Raw genomic sequence first — 15868 nt, forward strand, 5'->3', positions numbered from 1 at the left:
CCTCGCCGCCGCCCTCGTCACCCTCCGTATGCTGATCCGCCGAGCAACGAGCCGCTACCGCTGGGACGGCCGCCCCACCACCCGACGCCTCAAGTGATCCATTTGCCGGACGGTCTAAAGGCACGAGTCCCCTCGCTAGCTATCCGATGGACGCTGGAGCTCGCCATCGCCCATGCGCCAGTGCTGGTTATGGATGCCCCATCGCGGTCGCCATTTGATCCTGCGGTACGCAGTGCGAGATCGGGCTGAGGACTGTTGAACGCTGCCCCGTATCGGCCCTGGACCTGGAGATGGGTCAGCCGGCCGTCGTGCCCTGATCGCGCAGATTGAACGGGCGAGGGCTCGGACCGCACTTGGCCCGAGCCCTCGTTCTTCCTTCCGCCGGGCGGCGGTGCCGGTCAGCTGATGGCGTTCACGTGCCGTGCCCAGGAGTGGAGCCAGTCGGCGTGTTCCGGCTGCCCGCCGCCGGGACGGTCAGCAGGTCCTCGGGGAGGGGCCGTTCGACGGCGGCGTAGGCGTTGTGGTCGAAGTGGATCGCCATACGACGGTTCGGGTGGAGTCGGCAACCGCGGCGGCGATGGTGCCGCCGGCCGTGGCCTGTCCTTGCTGGACCGCGTACTGGCCACGGCCGATGGCCTTCTCCCTGCTGCGGAACAGCGCGACGCCCGCTCCGTGCGGGTGCTCGGTCCCGGTGAGCGTGTACAGATTCCACTGGGTGCCCACGGCGTCGGGCCACCGCTTGCGGGCGGCCTGGCGGGAGATGCCGCCCGCCGCCTCGCCCAGCTCCGGGTACCCGGCCCCGGCGCGGCCGGCCCGGTCGGCGATCTCCGCAGTCAGGCGCTGCATCTCGCACACGACCTCGGAAGCGACCGCCAGGTGGGCGAGATGCAGCCGCTTCGCAGCCGGGGACGTCGGGTTGAGCGCGATGTCTCCGTCGGTTCCGTGTGCGGTCGAGTCGGGGCCGGCGACGCTTCGCCGGGGCGAGGCGGCTCAGCCTTCTGCCCCGACCTCCCACACTCGGGCGAAGTTGGCGGCGTACGCCTCGACCACGTCGGGCTGGGACAGCTCGACCATCGCTTCGTCGTTGCGCTGCAGAGAGGTGGCGTTGAAGTTGTGACTGCCTGTCATTACCCAGCCCCGATGGGCGCCGGGGCCGGTCGGGTCGGTGACCACTATGTACTTGGAGTGGATGCGCCCGGCTTTCGTGCTGCCGTCGAGCACCCTGCGCGGGACGCCGGCCGTGTCCAGCGCCGCCGTGACCTCCGGGTCGGCGATGCCGTGCACGACGCGCACCTGGCATCCGGCCGTCACGAGTTCGGCGAGTTCGTCGACGATCGTGAGCCGGGTGGCGTCCCACTCGGACTGGCCGATCTCCACGCGGGTGCGGCCGTCTTTCCTGCAGCCGACCTTGGCAAGGCGTTCGGCGATCGGGTCGCGGTCGGCGACCGGGTAGAACTGGGCGGTCACCTTGCCGCCCTGCATCCCCCCGGTGACGGTGGTGTCGTAGTCGGGGTTTTGCACCTCGGCGGCGAGGTCGTCGAAGTAGCGGCCGTATCCGGCGAACAGCTTGTGGTTGTCGGGCAGGACGACCAGGTTGTTCCAGTAACTGGTCGAGTTGACGTCGGTGATGTTGTTCGACGCCTGGACGACGACGTCGCGCCGCCCGCCGACCGACGAGAACAGCGAGAACTTGTTGTGCATTCCCTTGGTGCCCTGGCAGGAGGTCGTGTTGCCCTCGGGGCTCGGGTGACTGCAGACGTGGACCCAGGACGACGCCGACTTGTCGGTGCCGAGGGTGTCGATGAGTTTGGCTGCGGCGGGGTTGTTGATCTGGTAGCCGTCGATGACCATGCGGACCTCGACGCCGCGCCGGTGGGCGTCGAGCAGTGCCGCGGCGTAGTCGGAGCCCGCGTCGCCCGAGACGACGAACTCGGCGATCTCGATCGACGCGCCGGCCGGGGTCTGCTTGATCAGCGAGCAGATACGCTCGACGACCGCCGTCGGGGTGCCGGCGACCGGGTCGTTGAAGACCGCGTCGGTTCTGACCGGCACGTCGGCGGCGTTGCGGCAGGCGCTGCGGGCGGGCTCGCCGAGGGCGGCCTGCGCGGTGGGGGCGACCACTGCCTGTGCGCACACCGTGGCGGCCAGGGCCGCGAGGCCGGCTATGGCAACGGAACGTGATCGACGCATGGGGTGTCTCCTGTGTGGTGCAGCCACTCCCGAGCGGAGCGGTCAGGAGCGGATGTTTCTGAGTCCGCCTGCACGCCAGGTGACGGCATCGTCAACCCGAGGCCTCCGGCACGCGAATGATCACGTGTACCGGCAAAGTAGCGAGGTTTCGTGGCAGGTGAGCTGGTGAAGTGCTGCCTCGTCGCGAACTCGCCGTATGTGGAGAGGAGTTGCTCGATCCGCTGCAGTTCCTCCGCCTCGGGCGTCTCAGTGACCGGCCCCGGCGCGGATGGCTCGGGCGACCGGCCTCGGAGGGTCGAGGCCCACGTAGAAGGCGAAGACCGAGAGGGCCATGTGCCGTTCGTCGGCGCTGAGTTCGTGGTGGAGTAGGGCGCCGTGGCGGTGCATGTCGTCATCGATGGCCGAGAGCTTCTCGGCGCCGTCCTTGGTCGCGGTCACGATGGTGACGCGCCTGTCGGTCTCGGACGGGGTACGGGTGACGAGACCCATCTCGTCGAGACGCCGCATGAGGCGTGAGGCGAAGGCGGCGGCGATGTCGAGGCGCGCGGCCAGCCGGCCGACGGTGATGTCCCCGTCGGTTCCGTAGACCTGGAGCAGGGCCTGATGGGTCAGGGGCTCCAGGCCGTGTTCCTTGGCGCGGTCCTCGGCGATGCGCAGGATGCGGCGGATGACGTAGCGGGCTTCAGCGACATTGCGTATGTACGCACGGAATTCGCGCTTGCGTTGCCCTTCGCCGAGGCCGGCCCATTCCAGGCAGGCGCGCATGCCGGCCCGCCAGTTCCCCCACACCCTGCGCACCCTCCCCGAAGCCCCAAGGGGCTTTCCCCTTCGTCGCTGTGCTCACCCCGGCGCTTGCATTCACCGCCTTGGCCGCACCGCTCCCGCGGCCTCCGCAGATTCCGCACCCGCCTCCGCACCCGCCGCCCAGCGCATCCCGTTCACCGAAGCCACGGTCACGGTCGGCGACGACGGCTCGTACAGGGTCGCCCGGAAGGCACCTGGTGCGCATGCAGTCTCCATCCACGCGAACGGCCGCGTGGTCGCTCGCGGCGGCGCCGAGGGCGGGGTAACGGTGCGCGGGCTGCCCGCGGCCGACCGGCAGTGGTTCGACCTGGTGCCGGACCGCGGGGCTCGCTGTGCCTCGCCGACCGGCTGATCAAGCTGAAAAAGTGTCATCGGCCTGGACGTGGGCCTCGCCGCCGTCAAGGCCGCCCATCCCCATGCCGACAGCGCAGTGGTCTACACCTCCTGGCGAACCTCGGGTATATGTTGTTCAATCCCGCTCGAAAGTAGGTTGGAGTGCGCATGAATGGACATGCAGCTCGACTGATCAGAGGGGTGGCGCTCGGGATATCCGTGTTCCTCCTGGCAGTGCCGTCCGCGGTGGCCGCACCGGGACCCGGCCCCGCGAAGACCGATCTCAACCCGCGGCCGGCCGTGGTGCCCGCTCTTCAGCAGTGGGAGGGCGGAACGGGCTCGTTCGAACTGCGCAAGCACAGCCGGATCGTGCTGGCCAAGAAGCAGGTCGACGAACTCGACGACCAGGGCGCGCAACTCTCCACCGACATCGCACAGGTGACGGGGCACAAGCTGGACGTGTCCCCCCGGATCCCACAGGACGGCGACATCGTCCTGTCGATCGATCCCTCCCTCGCCGACACGGCGGGTGGCACGCGGTACGCCGAGGAGGGCTACACCCTCACGGTCACCGATCGCAACGTGACGATCGCCGCGCCGACTGAGAAGGGTGTCTATTACGGCACCCGCAGCCTCCTGCAGATCCTGCTGCTCGACGACCGTCGCGACTCCGTCCCCGTGGGTACGGCCGTGGACTGGCCCAACTACAAGGTCCGCGGGTTCATGCTGGACGTCGGGCGGCGGTTCTTCACCGCCGACTACATCCGCGACTACCTGCGGGTGATGGGCTGGTTCAAGCTCAACGAGCTGCAGCTTCACCTCAACGACAACGGTTTCCCGCGCGGCAGGCCTTGGAGTGAGGTTGAGGCCGGCTTCCGGCTCAAGACCGACAATCCCGAGCTGGCCGGGCTGGCTTCCAAGGACGGGGCGTATGACCGCGCGGACTGGGAGTCCTTCGAGGACACCGCCGCCGCGAACGGCGTCACGATCATCCCCGAGTTCGACGCGCCCGCCCACTCGCTGGCGTTCATACGGTTCCGCCCGTCGCTCGGCCTCAACAACGGCGATTCCGACCACCTCGATCTGTCCAAGCCGGAGACCACCGCGTTCATGAAGTCGGTGTTCGACGAGTTCACGCCCTGGTTCCGTAGCCCCGACGTGCACTTCGGTGCCGACGAGTACACGGTGGACAAACCCCGCTACAAGGTCTACTTCAACGAGATGGCCGCCCACATCCGCGCGCTCGGCAAGCATCCGCGGGCCTGGGGCAGCCTGTCGGTCATGGCGGCCAACAGCGAGGGTTACGACCGCGACGTGACCATGAACAGCTGGAACAACGGCTGGCACGGACCGCAGGCGCTCAAGCGAGACGGTTATTCCTTCATCAACACCAACGACGCCCTGCTCTACATCGTCCCGTTCGCGAACTACTACCACGGCCACGGGCTGGACGGGAAGTACCTCTACGACCAGTGGGAGCCGAACGTCTTCCCTGACGGGCAGAGCGTGGCCCCCGGCGACCCGCAGTTGCTCGGAGCCATGTCGGCGGTGTGGAACGACCTGACCCTGGACAATTACTCTGAACTGGACGTGCACAGGCTGGTCGAGCCCACATTCGGCACGCTGGCGCAGAAGATGTGGAGCGGGGCCAAGGCCGGCGTGCCGTACAGCGCCTTCCTCGACACGGTCCGCAAGCTCGACGTGGGCACCGGGCTGACGAAGGTTGCGACGACACTCGCCGCGTCGGCGTCGGGAGAGGTGAGCCTGGGCAAGGAAGCGACTGCCTCCGCCGGTACGGCGGCCGCGGCCTTCGACGGGGTGCGCACCACCCAATGGGCCAGCGGTCCGGGAGACGAGGCATGGCTGCGGGTCAACCTCGGCAAGGCGGTCGCGATCAGCAAGGTCGAGTTGGACTGGGCGCCCGCTTACGGGCGGGACTACGAGGTCCAGGTGTCACGGGACGGTGAGAACTGGACCACCGTCGCGAGCCGTACCGGCCGTGAAGCCGCAGGAGTGGACACTCTCGCGTTCGAGCCGGTCACGGCACGGCAGGTACGTCTCGTCGGCACGCATGCGGGCAACAAGCAGAACGGGTACGCCCTGTGGAGCATGCGTGTCTTCGAGGTCCCCGACCTGGCGCTGCACCGGCCGACGACGGCGTCCTCATCCGAAGTGGTGAGTCTGGGACCGGAGAACGCCACGGACGGCGACGGCACGACCCGGTGGGCCAGCGCCTACCGCGACGGTGAATGGATCCAGGTCGACCTCGGTTCCCCGCAGACCGTCCGGCGTGTCCTGCTCGACTGGGAGACGGCCTCCGGTCGTGATTACGACATCCAGGTATCCGACGACGCCGCTGACTGGAAGACGGTGGCTTCGGTTCGGGACAAGCCGGCCGGCGCCCGCGTGGACGATCTCACCCTCGACCCGGTGACTGCCCGGTACGTGCGGATGCAAGGCATCAAGCGGACATCCAACTACGGCTACTCGCTGTGGCGCCTGGAGGTTCGATCCATGAGCCCGGAGCCCGACCCCGCGTAGGTGCTTCCGGGTCTGGGTGCGGCGTACGGAGCGGGGCTCGGTACCGGCTCGTGCAGGGGCGGTCCCGTGTACGTGCAACGGGATCACGGGATCGCCGACGCACCGTCCTGTCAGAGCACCGTGGGGGCCTGCGCTCTGGCCGATGGCCTGCGTGAGGTGGCAGGCCTGGGTGCCGACGAACGCGGTACCGCGTTGCGCCGTAGCTCCCGCGAGACCGTCGACGGAGAGCGGCTCAGGCGGCGGGCGATGTCCCGCACCCTGCACTAATGCCACCACGGCCAGCGGCACGAGCAGTTCCACGGGTGCCCCCAAGGGCGACAGCACAACGAATGAGGCGGTCACGATCGCTGCCGCCCACAAGCAGGCCGTGGCCAAGCGGCGTCCGTCGAGCCGATCGGGTTCGAGTGGTGCTTCCTCCGCCAGGGCTTCCGCCGGCAGTACAGCGGTGAAGTGGCCAGCCGCGATGTTGTTGGCGGCGAGAGCCGCCAGTTCGGCCAGATGCCGTGCGGCTGCTGCGTGATCGGCGGCAAGCCGGTCTGCTGCCTTAGCGTGATTTTTAACCCCGCGCGTCACCTGACCTGCTGAGGTGTTCCGCTTTTGGAGGCATGTGACACGGCCGTCCTCCACGCTTCGATATGTCGAGTAACGGAGCATGGAAGGACGGCCGTTGAACGTGAGTCTTCCCGTTGAAGTCCCCACAGTCGAGGCGATGGGCGTGTTGTCCCGCTTGCGAGTTGAGTTCTACGACTGCCTCTACACCCGCGCGGATGCGCTCTTCGAGCTCACCGACGCGGTGCTGTGCGCGGACGGTCCAGTGAGGTCGCTGGTCGAGCTGACCTTGGCCGCCGAGCACCGCCGCGGACACGGGGCCATGTACGCCGCATTGAACAATGGTTGGCTGGAGCCGCGCCGTCTGCGCCGGCTGCTGGCCTCCACGCCGCTGCCGCGGGCGGCCGACGGGCGGATCGTGCTCGCGGTGGATGTGAGCAACTGGCTGCGACCCGACGCCCCGACCAGCCCGGAGCTGCTGTTCTGCCACGTCTACGGGCGTGGCCGCAGCGCGGATCAGTTCATCCCCGGCTGGCCCTACTCCTTCGTCGCCGCGCTGGAGACGGGGCGCACCTCCTGGACGGCCATGCTGGACGCGGTCCGGCTGGGACCGGCCGACGACGCCACCGCGGTGACCGCCGCCCAGCTGCGCGAGGTGGCCACCCGGCTCGTGCAGGCGGGGCAGTGGCGGCCGGGGGATGCGGACATCCTCGTCGTGATGGACACAGGCTACGACGTCACCCGCCTCGCCTACGTCCTAGCCGACCTGCCCGTCGAGCTGGTCGGCCGGCTGCGCTCGGACCGGGTCATGCTCCGCGACACCGGCCCGCGCCGCTCCACCCCGCGCGGCGGACAGCCGCGCAAGCACGGCGGCGTCCTCACCTTCGCCAAGTCGGACTCCTGGCACACCCCGGACGCCACCACAATCTGCGACACCACCCGCTACGGCCGGGCCGAGGTCCTCGCTTGGGACCGGATGCACCCCCGGCTACAGGCCCGTGGCCCCTGGCTCGACCACTGCGGCGAACTCCCCCTGATCCACGGGCCGCGGCTTCGACGGCGGCAAACTGGTCAACGGGCGCAAGCGGCACGTCGTGGTCGACACCCTCGGCCTGCTGCTGGGCGTCATGGTCACCACCGCAGACATCGGCGACCGCACCGCCGGCCAGGCCCTGCTGCGGCAGGTCGCCGACGCCCACCACCGCCTCAACCTGGTCTGGGCTGATGGCGGCTACACCGGCAGCCTCGTCGAGCACTGTGCGAGCGCGGTGAGGATGCGCTGGTAGTCCACCGACAGCACCGACCAGGCCAGCCCCTCATGCCACACCGGCACCTGCGACTTCGGCTTCGCCGCATCCCCGGCCGCCGGCCGCGTGTCCGCGTCCCGCAGATCCCCGGTGACCTCCGCCTCGGTGGTGTTGCCGCGGTCCGGGGCCAGCACCGTATCGACCCGCCTGCGGGCGATCGCCCACTCCTGCCATTCCTGCTCGGCCGTGGCCAGCTCGGCCTGGATGCGGTCGGCTTCCTCCCTCAGCTCGTCCACACGACGACGGGCAGCCAGCTCGTGCTGTTCCAGCAACCCCACCACCGACGGCATCCACGACCTCCACGGGAACGACGACACGACAGGCCACCACTCCCACCAGGTCGCCGCCCCTATGCCCGACCAGCGAAAACGCCGTCCTCAAGCCCGGAAAGACAACAGCTTCTAACTGCCACGGCAGCTGTAAGTCTTGATCGCTGACGCGACGGGCCAGCACCGCGTCGGCAGGATGTCGGCCGTCCGGCGAGGCTGTCGGTGATCCGTAGGCGATGTGTCGGGGGCCGCTGGAACCGTGGGTGTCGAGCGGTCCTGCAGGGCAGCCGCAGCCGCCTTCAACAGCAAGGGAGCCCCGCCGCCATGTCGTCCACGTCCTCCACCCCGCCCTGGGATGTTCAACAGCTGCCGCGTGCCGATGGCAGCGTCTTCCTGGTCACCGGCGGCAACGCCGGCATCGGGTACTTCGTCGCCGAGCAGTTGTCCGCAACCGGAGCCACTGTCGTACTGGGCAGCCGGAATCCCGCGAAGGCCGAAGTCGCCACGTCCTCGATCCGCTCGCGTGTCCCTGGCGCGCGGGTGCGGGCCGTACGGCTGGACCTCGCCGACCTCTCGTCGCTCAGAACAGCGGTGGAATCAGTGGAATACCTCGACGCGGTGGTCCACAACGCCGGCGTCGCGCTCGACGCCCCGCCGCGCCGGGAGACCGGGGACGGGCACGAGCTCATGTTCGGCACGAACCACCTCGGGCACTTCGCGCTGACCCACTGGCTGATGCCGCTGCTGTCGGCCGCACCGGCGGCCCGCATCGTGACCATGGGCAGCTTCGCGGCGAAGTCCGAGCGGCTCGACCTCGACGACCTGCAGTCCCGGAAGGACTACCGGCCCAAGCGCACCTACGGACGCTCCAAGCTGGCGCAGATGTACTTCGGCCTCGAACTCGACCGCCGCCTGCGCGCCGTCGACAGCACGGTGGCAAGCGTGGTGGTCCATCCTGGCGGCGCGCTGGACTCCCTGACCCCGTCACGGCCGCCAGTCCATGTACGGACCGCTGGTGCGCGGCTCTGCGGTGCACCAGCCGCCCTCCTTCTCCAGGGCAAGCACGCCGGCGCATGGCCCGCGGTCCGAGCGGTGCTGGACCCCACCGTGCGCGGAGGGCAGCTGTGGGGACCGCGTGTCTTCAGCCTGCGCGGCAAGCCCCAACGTGAACGGGCGTGGAACCACCTCACCGGCACCTCCGTAGCGGCGCGGTTGTGGGACGCCAGCCGTGACCTGACCGGCGTCGGCCTCGACACCATCCCCGGATAGCCCCAGGCGCGCTGACCAACAAGCGTGCTCAGGTTGGTCGACTGTGGCGTTCAGTCACATGCGTTCGTGCAGGTCGTCGGGGCGGGTACGGGAACGGCCACCGTGACCATGAGCGTTTGTGAGGACGATCAAGGACCAGGTGGCCGTGGAGGCCACGATCAAGTCGTTCGGGTGTACGTGCAGCTCCGAGGCAGTGTCTTCGCCGCCAAGCCCCGTCAGTCAGTAGCCTGACCGCGGCCATGGGCGACGAGGCCGAGCAACTTCCATCCCGTACACCCGGCGGCTTCCGCGCGGTACGGCTTCAATCAGCAAGCTTTGGTGCGGTGCTCGCGGCCGTGGTGCTACGCAACTGCACTACACCGAGGGCGCAAAGCGCCACGCCCAGCACCGCCTCGACCAGATACGGCACGACGGGCTGGTCACCCCAGTTGAACAGCGCGCGATTGAGCGCCGGAAGGCTGACCATCGCCAGCACGGCGAGTGGCTCCAACACGAACAACAGCCCGGTGACCGGCAACGGTGTCACGTAGTGTCGCCGGGCCGACCACGCACCGAGAGCGCCCATCACCGGCCCGCTGATCAGGCCCCGCTCGAACCAGTAGAGGTTCCCCATGAACTCCAGTCGCAAGTCCCCGAGCACGCCGTGGTCACCGAGGCCGGAGATGAGTCCGTAGGCCAGGTAGAAACCCGTCAGGCCGATCAGGGTCGCGATGGTCCCGACCGCCATCCCACGCAGAACGCCGCGGGCCCGACTCGCGGGCAGGAACGCGAGCAGCAGCCACGGCGCCGACATGTTCCCGTACACCTGGCGGACCCCAGCCTCGGTGCCCTTCAACAGCGCGGCGGCGACACCGAAGGCGAACGCTGCGGACAGGATCAGCAGGAGAGAACGAAGGCGCGGCATGCCGGGGATCTTAAGGACGCCTGGCCAACTGCCGCTAGTCACGGTGTCCCAGCGGTGGGAGGGACGGCCTGCTGGATGAGTCGTCGATCGCCGTCGTCACCGCGGCGAGGGCGAGCGGCGGGTTCACCGCGAGGTCGCAGCCCGTCGCGGTGCTTGTGCGGTCTCAAAGCCGATTCCGCAGTCAGCGCACGGAGGCCAGCCCCAGAGCGGTCATCATTGCCACCAGGTTTTGGTCTGCCTCCGGGCCGACGGAGGTGGCGATCCGGAGTAGGAAGCCGGCATGCGCGGCGAGCGTGACGTCGATCTGTTCCTTGTCCGCCGCGCGGGTGAGAGGGTGGCGCTCGGCGAGTTTCTGCGGGTCCACGCCACTGAGTGAAGCGCTCGACAACAGGGTCACGGCGTCGCAGTGCGGGGCACCGATCCAGGCGTGTGGCCAGTCGACAACGAAGACGCGCTCGTCGTTCAGCATGATGTTGAACGGATAGAGGTCGCCGTGCTGCAGGGTGTCGCCGGCCAGCGCATGCGGGGCCTGTGTCTCCAGGTTGGCGATGTCCTCTAGGTGGTCGACCGCCCACGGGTCCATCGTTCGCAGGCGCTCGACGGGTTCGCCGCCGCCTGCGGCGAGCGCCTGCCATCCGCCGAGCCGAGGTTCGCGTAGCAGCGCGTGGTCGACCGGTGGTGGGGTGAGGGCGTCGGTCAGCTCGACGAGCGTGGCAAGGGCTCGGTCGAGCTCATCGGGACGCCATGGCTGCGTGGGCAGTCGGCCTTGGATCTCTTCGTAGACACCAGCGACCCAGGTGCCGTCGTCGTAGGCGTCCAGCAGCCTCGGCGTCCACGGAGTGTCGAGTTGCCGGGTGATGGCGATCTCCCGGCGGTGGAAGTCGGCGACTGCGGGCGCATGTTCCGAACTGGCTGCCTTGACGAACACGCGGCGGCCGTCGGCCAGGGTCAACATCGAGGCAAAGCCCTCGGAGAACCCGCCGGGTTGCCCGACTGCCTCAGTAACCTCTGCCCCGAGCTGCCGCTCGATGCCAGCCGCGACGTCGTGCGGGACCGCGTCCCACGCAATCCGGTGTCTGCCGGTGTGCTGCGGCAGGCTGCTGTGCTCCCCGCTGGCGGGTATTTCCTGTGAGTTCGCTGGCATGATTCTGATCCTCGACTTGAGTCGTTCTGGGACTCTCTCGGCCAGGACCGGGAGGCCGCCGTCGTCAGGTCTTGTAGCCGTCTGACGTGATCGGGCGGTCTCCCACGCCGTCACCGGCCGGACCGTGCATCGGTGACTGCGAGCGAATGGAAGCAATCGCCTCCACGAGTTGTTCGCGCAGCAGACAGGCGCCGTGTGCGCCTTTCGCCGCAGTCGTCCCTGGTCCTTCAGCGCTGTTCATGCTCACCTCAATCGGCTGCGTCCACCGGGCCACGGACGTCTCCAGGTCTCAGGCGAGCCGGCCCGCAACGGCCAGCGCCACAGCGGCGGCAACGGTCACCGTTGAGCACATGACCATCACGGTCCGACCCACCCGCCTGTGCGACGGACGACGGCGTCCGGGCCATCCGGCTCGGACGGCTGGAGCACAGGAAGCCCCGAGCGGGCGGCCGCGACGCACGGCACCGTCACCACGCGGTTCCACAGTTCGTCCAACGCGCGATCAAGGCCGGCGGCAATGGGGCCGTCGCCACCATCACTCCCTTGGCCCACATACTCATGTCACGCGACTGTCGAGCATGGCGCCATCCTGCCGCCCAGGGGCCGGCGGGCTGTCCGCAACCCCGGTGCTGAACGCGGGCGTCCAAGCGAGCGAAGAAACCGCGGCTGGAGAAAGGCGCCGCTGACGCATGCTTCTCCAGCCGCTGGAAAGGGCACCATCCGTCATTGTTGGTGACGGTGAACGCCTCGCAAGGGGGGGATCACTTTACTCACCCTCGGACGACTCCTCACCCTCAGCCGTCGGCGCCTCCGCCTCCTCCGTTCCCGCTTCGGCTGCGGGTTCGCCTTCGGTGGGGGTCGCTTCGGGTTCTGAGGTCTCGCCGCCTGCGGGTGCTTCTGCTTCCGTGGCTTCCGCTGCTTCGGCCGTCGGCTGCTCGCCTTCGGTCGGGGTTGCTTCGGGTTCTGAGGTCTCGCCGCCTGCGGGTGCTTCCGCTTCCGTGGCTTCCGCCGCCTCGGCCGTCGGCTGCTCGCCTTCGGTCGGGGTCGCCTCGGGTCCCTGAGGTGCCTGTTCGGTGTCGTCCATGTCTTCACCTCCTTCCTGCGTCGCACAGTCAAGGAGTCTGGTGTCCGTCGCCTGGTAGCCACCAGGGTCCGCACGAACACACCTTTGAGTGCTTTACGCTTTTTGTCCTATTCCTCGAGGGTGAGGATGTCAACGGGCCCCGGGCGAGAGCTTGGCGGGCCGCGGCTACCTTTACCTGGCCGCCTTCTCCGCCGTTGCCAGGGGTTGTTGTCAGTGGTGTACGGGCTGCTGGTGCTGCAGTCGGCATCCTGCACGCCCCGCAGGCGTGCTCGCCTGAGCCGGCACCCACGCCGGCGATGGCCTCCGAAAGACAGCGGACACCGCGATCAGTGCGCGCGGGTTGTTGATCTACGACAACGGTGACCAGCGTTCAGTCACCCAAGGCCAGTGGAGGTCCCGGAGCTCGTCGTGCCACTGCTGACGGACCACGGCGTCGAGCCCGGCGGGCTTGAGCCAGCGCTGGCCTGTCCGATGGCCCGGACCGGCCGCCGCCAGGTGGGGCCGTGCTCGCTCTGCGGTGCGCCCTGCCTGACTACCCGGGTTATCGACACCGGCCGCGGCCGCTCCGGGTGGGCCTGTGCCGCGATCACCCTCGCCGTGTGGTGGCCGTCCTGCGGCATGTCGATGACCCTGGAGGGGATCCTGGCTGACCTGGGGGAGGTGCTGACCGAACTCGCCGCTGCGGGTCTACACCGATCAGGAGGGCTGGTGCGATGAGACTCAGCGATGAGCCACAGCGCTACTACCTCACCCTGACCGTCGGCGTTCGGATCGTGCTGCAGGGCTGGTGGGCCAGTGAGGCGACGGCGCGTTGGAAGTTCTCCGGTTGGGTCGGCGAGTACGGCAATCTGCACGGCGCGAAGATCACGCTGGTCGACGAGGAGACGGGCCAGACGCTGGCCAGCTGGCCGTAGCGGGTCAGTGTTCGGCGGGCTGAGGCTCCATGTGCCGAGTCTTTCACTCCCCTGGTGCGTGACCGTTGCCAGGGCGGGTGCGTGGCCCCGGCCGTGGATGACTACGACCTCTTCGCCCTTCGGACACTCGACTTCGATGCGGTGCAGCAGACGCCGCAGCGGCTGGCCCTGACCCTGGACAAGGTGCATGATCTGCTGCGGCTTTTGGTGACAGTTGCGCAGGACGACGGGCCGATGTCTGCTGAAGCGGACCGACTGGCCAAGGGGCGATCGAGGTCGCGTGTGCGAACCTTCCCGGGTGTTGAGTATGAGCGTGGACAGGCTGGCAGGCGCGACGAAGACGGCGATCATCGTTCCTATATCAGCGGCGGAGGCGGTCGTGGGGCCTTACCGGCGGGTCTTGGACCACACGGCGTCCACGCCGACAGCCGACACATGCTCCGCCGGTTCTGGCCTGATCCTGCAGCCGAGCGGACAGTGAAGATCATGTCGCACGAGCCAGGACAGCAGCCGCCGGCACCCCGCTCCGAAACACCAGAGGAGCGAGCCGACCGTAACCTCGTGGAGCTCCTTCAGGAACTGCGCGTCCTCCAGACCGGCGTACAGATCCTCTTCGCCTTCCTCCTGGGACTGGCGTTCACCAGCCGTTTCCCGCAGCTCGACGCTTTCCAGCGCAACACCTATGTCGTCACGCTGCTGCTCATCGTTGTCACCTCCGCGGTTCTCGCCACCCCCGTCGCCCTGCACCGCGGCCTGTTCCACCGCGGCGTGAAGTCGCGCATCGTCACCCTCTCTGCCCGGTACGCGCAAATCGGCCTGCTCTTCCTGACGCTGGCGCTCAATGGCGCCGTTCTCCTGCTGATGGACGTCGTACTCGGCCGCACGGCAGCCATCGTCATCACGACCGCCACCACAGCGATCTTCGCCAGCCTGTGGTTCCTGCTGCCCTGGACCATCCGACGCAGGTAAGCCGGAATTCCCGTGACGCGTACGACAAACGCTCCAAACCGGGCGGGGAGGGGCGCGATGTGAGAGGCCTACCACGAGGAGCTGGATGCGATCAGTGACGGCCTTGTGGAGATGGCGAACCTGGTCGGCTCGGCCCTCGGCCGAGCCGACCACCGCACTCCTCGATGCCGATCCACAGCTTGCCGAGAACGTGATCTCAGGCGATGAGAAGGTCGACGATCTGCAGCGCGACCTGGAGGACCGGGCGATCACGCTGCTGGCGCGGCAGCAGCCGGTCGCTACGGACCTGCGGATCGTGGTCACCTCACTGCGCATGAGCGCCGATCTGGAGCGGTCGGGAGATCTCGCTCGACACGTGGCCAAGCTGGCCCGGCTGCGCTACCCCGAACGCGCGATTCCGCGCGACCTGCGCCGCACGATCCTGGAGATGGGCCAGCTCGCGCAGCGCCTGATGGCGCAGGCCGCCGAGGTGCTCAAGCAACGAGCAGGAGCCCTTGGATGCGGACTGCCCTGACACGGATGCTGGCGCCTGGGGGAGACAAGCAGCCAGCCAGCCGGAAGTGAAGGATGCGGACATGTGGGTCCGCGGCTCCAGTCAGGGCAGCCGCGGGTGAGGCGACACCGCCAGACTACGGTGGCTGCCACCAGATGGCATCGCGGCACGCCCTCAGGCCGGCCCCGTCAGGTGCGCCGGCACAACAGGCTCTTCAGCAGGGCAGCTTGCCCCACCGGTTGGTGTCCCGGTCTCCTGCCCGGTGGCGCTGGCACGTCCGGGGCCGGACCCGGACGTCGCGTAGTCTCGCCGCACTAAAGAGGCGGGTTGCCTGTTCCGGCAACCCGCCTTGCATCACCGTGCGTAGTCAGCCTCGGACAATGTTTTGTGCCTGTGGGCCCTTCTGGCCCTGGACGATGTCGAAGGTGACGTGCTCGCCTTCGGTCAGCTCTCGGTAGCCGCCGCCCGGGATTTCGGAGTAGTGGGCGAAGACGTCCGGGCCTTTGTTGTCCTGGGTGATGAAGCCGTAACCCTTTTCGGAGTTGAACCACTTCACGGTGCCGCTGGCCATACTGCTATTCCTTCGTTCATGCCCGGGAACAGCCCTTGATCACGGGCATGCTCCGGCTCCCGTAACGGATAGAGCCATCAGCCGTTCTACCCCGTGCCGCCTGGTCTCCCCGGCCGGGACACACGCGCACGAGCGGCCCAAGCGCCGGAAGTACGCCAGGGGTGCCGGTGGGAGCCTGGGGTTCCTGAGGTTGAAGGTGTTTGGGGCCTGTTGCGGTCGGGCCCATGGTCGGGCCTTTGGCGCCCCTGTCACCGCTCACGCCGATGACGGCGGTCGCGGTATCGGTAAGCGCGTCTCCACCGCGGCCGCCGCCACGGCTGCTGGGATCGCGAATGGGATCCTCGGGTGTGAGCGGCGGGGCTGATGCGCAGCGGTGCCGGGTGCTGCGCAATCTTCGGCCGGTTGGGCTGCGCTACGCGCTGGCCTGCGGTGGTCGGGTTGGTGGTGGGGGTCCCTGGCCGTCGTGGTCGGGGTGGCGGGTGCCCTGTGGTCGGGCCTGCGCAACCGTCGCGGTTGACGCAGGCCCG

General features: G+C 68.6%; 12 protein-coding genes and 6 pseudogenes. 9 read left to right on the plus strand and 9 right to left on the minus strand.

What is annotated here, in order from left to right; all coding sequences use genetic code 11:
- Positions 1-97 (plus strand): annotated as a pseudogene (locus tag ACIQFZ_RS39210) (IS5/IS1182 family transposase); the annotation flags it as partial.
- Positions 98-474: 377 nt separating this feature from the next.
- Here the strand turns inward: ACIQFZ_RS39210 and ACIQFZ_RS39215 are convergent.
- From ACIQFZ_RS39215 to ACIQFZ_RS39225, 3 genes are all read right to left on the minus strand, one after another.
- A complete protein-coding gene (locus tag ACIQFZ_RS39215) occupies positions 475-846 on the minus strand; it encodes a hypothetical protein (RefSeq protein ID WP_402693514.1) in 372 nt (123 codons plus the stop codon).
- Between the two features lie 144 nt (positions 847-990).
- Positions 991-2190, minus strand: coding sequence for a phosphatidylserine/phosphatidylglycerophosphate/cardiolipin synthase family protein (locus tag ACIQFZ_RS39220; protein ID WP_402693515.1), 1200 nt, complete (start codon positions 2188-2190; stop codon positions 991-993).
- 246 nt (positions 2191-2436) lie between these two features.
- The gene (locus ACIQFZ_RS39225) at positions 2437-2979 is read right to left on the minus strand and encodes a MarR family winged helix-turn-helix transcriptional regulator (RefSeq protein ID WP_402693516.1); all 543 of its coding nucleotides are present in this window, start codon (positions 2977-2979) and stop codon (positions 2437-2439) included.
- Between the two features lie 567 nt (positions 2980-3546).
- On the opposite strand from ACIQFZ_RS39225, the gene ACIQFZ_RS39230 reads away from it, so the two are divergent.
- Positions 3547-5868 carry a discoidin domain-containing protein gene (locus ACIQFZ_RS39230; protein ID WP_402693517.1) on the plus strand — a complete coding sequence of 774 codons (2322 nt, stop codon included), beginning with the start codon at positions 3547-3549 and terminating at the stop codon, positions 5866-5868.
- A gap of 176 nt (positions 5869-6044) precedes the next feature.
- Here ACIQFZ_RS39230 and ACIQFZ_RS39235 read toward each other — a convergent pair.
- Positions 6045-6125 (minus strand): annotated as a pseudogene (locus ACIQFZ_RS39235) (helix-turn-helix domain-containing protein); the annotation flags it as partial.
- A 193-nt stretch (positions 6126-6318) separates the two neighbouring features.
- Here ACIQFZ_RS39235 and ACIQFZ_RS39240 point away from each other — a divergent pair.
- From ACIQFZ_RS39240 to ACIQFZ_RS39250, 3 genes and pseudogenes are all read left to right on the plus strand, one after another.
- The gene (locus tag ACIQFZ_RS39240) at positions 6319-6453 is read left to right on the plus strand and encodes a hypothetical protein (RefSeq protein WP_365431855.1); all 135 of its coding nucleotides are present in this window, start codon (positions 6319-6321) and stop codon (positions 6451-6453) included.
- Between the two features lie 124 nt (positions 6454-6577).
- Positions 6578-7474 (plus strand): annotated as a pseudogene (locus ACIQFZ_RS39245) (transposase); the annotation flags it as partial.
- A pseudogene (locus ACIQFZ_RS39250) lies at positions 7467-7703 on the plus strand (transposase); the annotation flags it as partial. The pseudogenes ACIQFZ_RS39245 and ACIQFZ_RS39250, both read left to right, overlap by 8 nt.
- Here ACIQFZ_RS39250 and ACIQFZ_RS39255 read toward each other — a convergent pair.
- Positions 7676-8014, minus strand: a pseudogene (locus ACIQFZ_RS39255) (hypothetical protein); the annotation flags it as partial. The pseudogenes ACIQFZ_RS39250 and ACIQFZ_RS39255 sit on opposite strands and share 28 nt — an antisense overlap.
- 303 nt (positions 8015-8317) lie before the next feature.
- Between ACIQFZ_RS39255 and ACIQFZ_RS39260 the strand changes: the two are divergent.
- Positions 8318-9262 carry an SDR family NAD(P)-dependent oxidoreductase gene (locus tag ACIQFZ_RS39260; RefSeq protein ID WP_402693518.1) on the plus strand — a complete coding sequence of 315 codons (945 nt, stop codon included), beginning with the start codon at positions 8318-8320 and terminating at the stop codon, positions 9260-9262.
- 301 nt (positions 9263-9563) lie between these two features.
- Here the strand turns inward: ACIQFZ_RS39260 and ACIQFZ_RS39265 are convergent, their stop codons facing one another.
- The 3 genes from ACIQFZ_RS39265 to ACIQFZ_RS39275 form a co-directional block, all read right to left on the minus strand.
- Positions 9564-10166 (minus strand): hypothetical protein, encoded by a 603-nt coding sequence (locus ACIQFZ_RS39265; protein WP_402693519.1) that lies wholly within the window; start codon positions 10164-10166, stop codon positions 9564-9566.
- 181 nt (positions 10167-10347) lie between these two features.
- Entirely contained in the window at positions 10348-11310 is a 963-nt protein-coding gene (locus ACIQFZ_RS39270; protein ID WP_402693520.1) for an aminoglycoside phosphotransferase family protein, read from the minus strand.
- A gap of 766 nt (positions 11311-12076) precedes the next feature.
- Positions 12077-12394: a hypothetical protein gene (locus ACIQFZ_RS39275; protein WP_365779617.1), complete on the minus strand. Its 318-nt coding sequence runs from the start codon at positions 12392-12394 to the stop codon at positions 12077-12079.
- A 713-nt stretch (positions 12395-13107) separates the two neighbouring features.
- Between ACIQFZ_RS39275 and ACIQFZ_RS39280 the strand changes: the two genes are divergently transcribed.
- The 3 genes and pseudogenes from ACIQFZ_RS39280 to ACIQFZ_RS39290 form a co-directional block, all read left to right on the plus strand.
- Positions 13108-13308 carry a hypothetical protein gene (locus ACIQFZ_RS39280; protein ID WP_365437305.1) on the plus strand — a complete coding sequence of 67 codons (201 nt, stop codon included), beginning with the start codon at positions 13108-13110 and terminating at the stop codon, positions 13306-13308.
- 93 nt (positions 13309-13401) lie between these two features.
- Positions 13402-14277 carry a DUF6328 family protein gene (locus ACIQFZ_RS39285; RefSeq protein ID WP_402693521.1) on the plus strand — a complete coding sequence of 292 codons (876 nt, stop codon included), beginning with the start codon at positions 13402-13404 and terminating at the stop codon, positions 14275-14277.
- A gap of 111 nt (positions 14278-14388) precedes the next feature.
- Positions 14389-14752, plus strand: a pseudogene (locus tag ACIQFZ_RS39290) (phosphate signaling complex PhoU family protein); the annotation flags it as partial.
- A 385-nt stretch (positions 14753-15137) separates the two neighbouring features.
- Here ACIQFZ_RS39290 and ACIQFZ_RS39295 read toward each other — a convergent pair.
- Complete coding sequence (locus ACIQFZ_RS39295; RefSeq protein ID WP_402693522.1) at positions 15138-15341, minus strand: cold-shock protein; 204 nt, start codon at positions 15339-15341, stop codon at positions 15138-15140.
- Positions 15342-15868 lie beyond the last annotated feature (527 nt).

Origin of the sequence: Streptomyces sp. NPDC093064, from assembly GCF_044754605.1 — a bacterium.
Taxonomy (GTDB): Bacteria; Actinomycetota; Actinomycetes; order Streptomycetales; family Streptomycetaceae; genus Streptomyces.

Bases quoted from the DNA above. Each gene is read 5' to 3' on its own strand.
- ACIQFZ_RS39280 (WP_365437305.1), top strand. From the start codon at position 13,108: ATGAGACTCAGCGATGAGCCACAGCGCTACTACCTCACCCTGACCGTC.
- ACIQFZ_RS39270 (WP_402693520.1), bottom strand. From the start codon at position 11,310: ATGCCAGCGAACTCACAGGAAATACCCGCCAGCGGGGAGCACAGCAGC.
- ACIQFZ_RS39215 (WP_402693514.1), bottom strand. From the start codon at position 846: ATGCAGCGCCTGACTGCGGAGATCGCCGACCGGGCCGGCCGCGCCGGG.
- ACIQFZ_RS39260 (WP_402693518.1), top strand. From the start codon at position 8,318: ATGTCGTCCACGTCCTCCACCCCGCCCTGGGATGTTCAACAGCTGCCG.
- ACIQFZ_RS39295 (WP_402693522.1), bottom strand. From the start codon at position 15,341: ATGGCCAGCGGCACCGTGAAGTGGTTCAACTCCGAAAAGGGTTACGGC.
- ACIQFZ_RS39265 (WP_402693519.1), bottom strand. From the start codon at position 10,166: ATGCCGCGCCTTCGTTCTCTCCTGCTGATCCTGTCCGCAGCGTTCGCC.
- ACIQFZ_RS39275 (WP_365779617.1), bottom strand. From the start codon at position 12,394: ATGGACGACACCGAACAGGCACCTCAGGGACCCGAGGCGACCCCGACC.
- ACIQFZ_RS39220 (WP_402693515.1), bottom strand. From the start codon at position 2,190: ATGCGTCGATCACGTTCCGTTGCCATAGCCGGCCTCGCGGCCCTGGCC.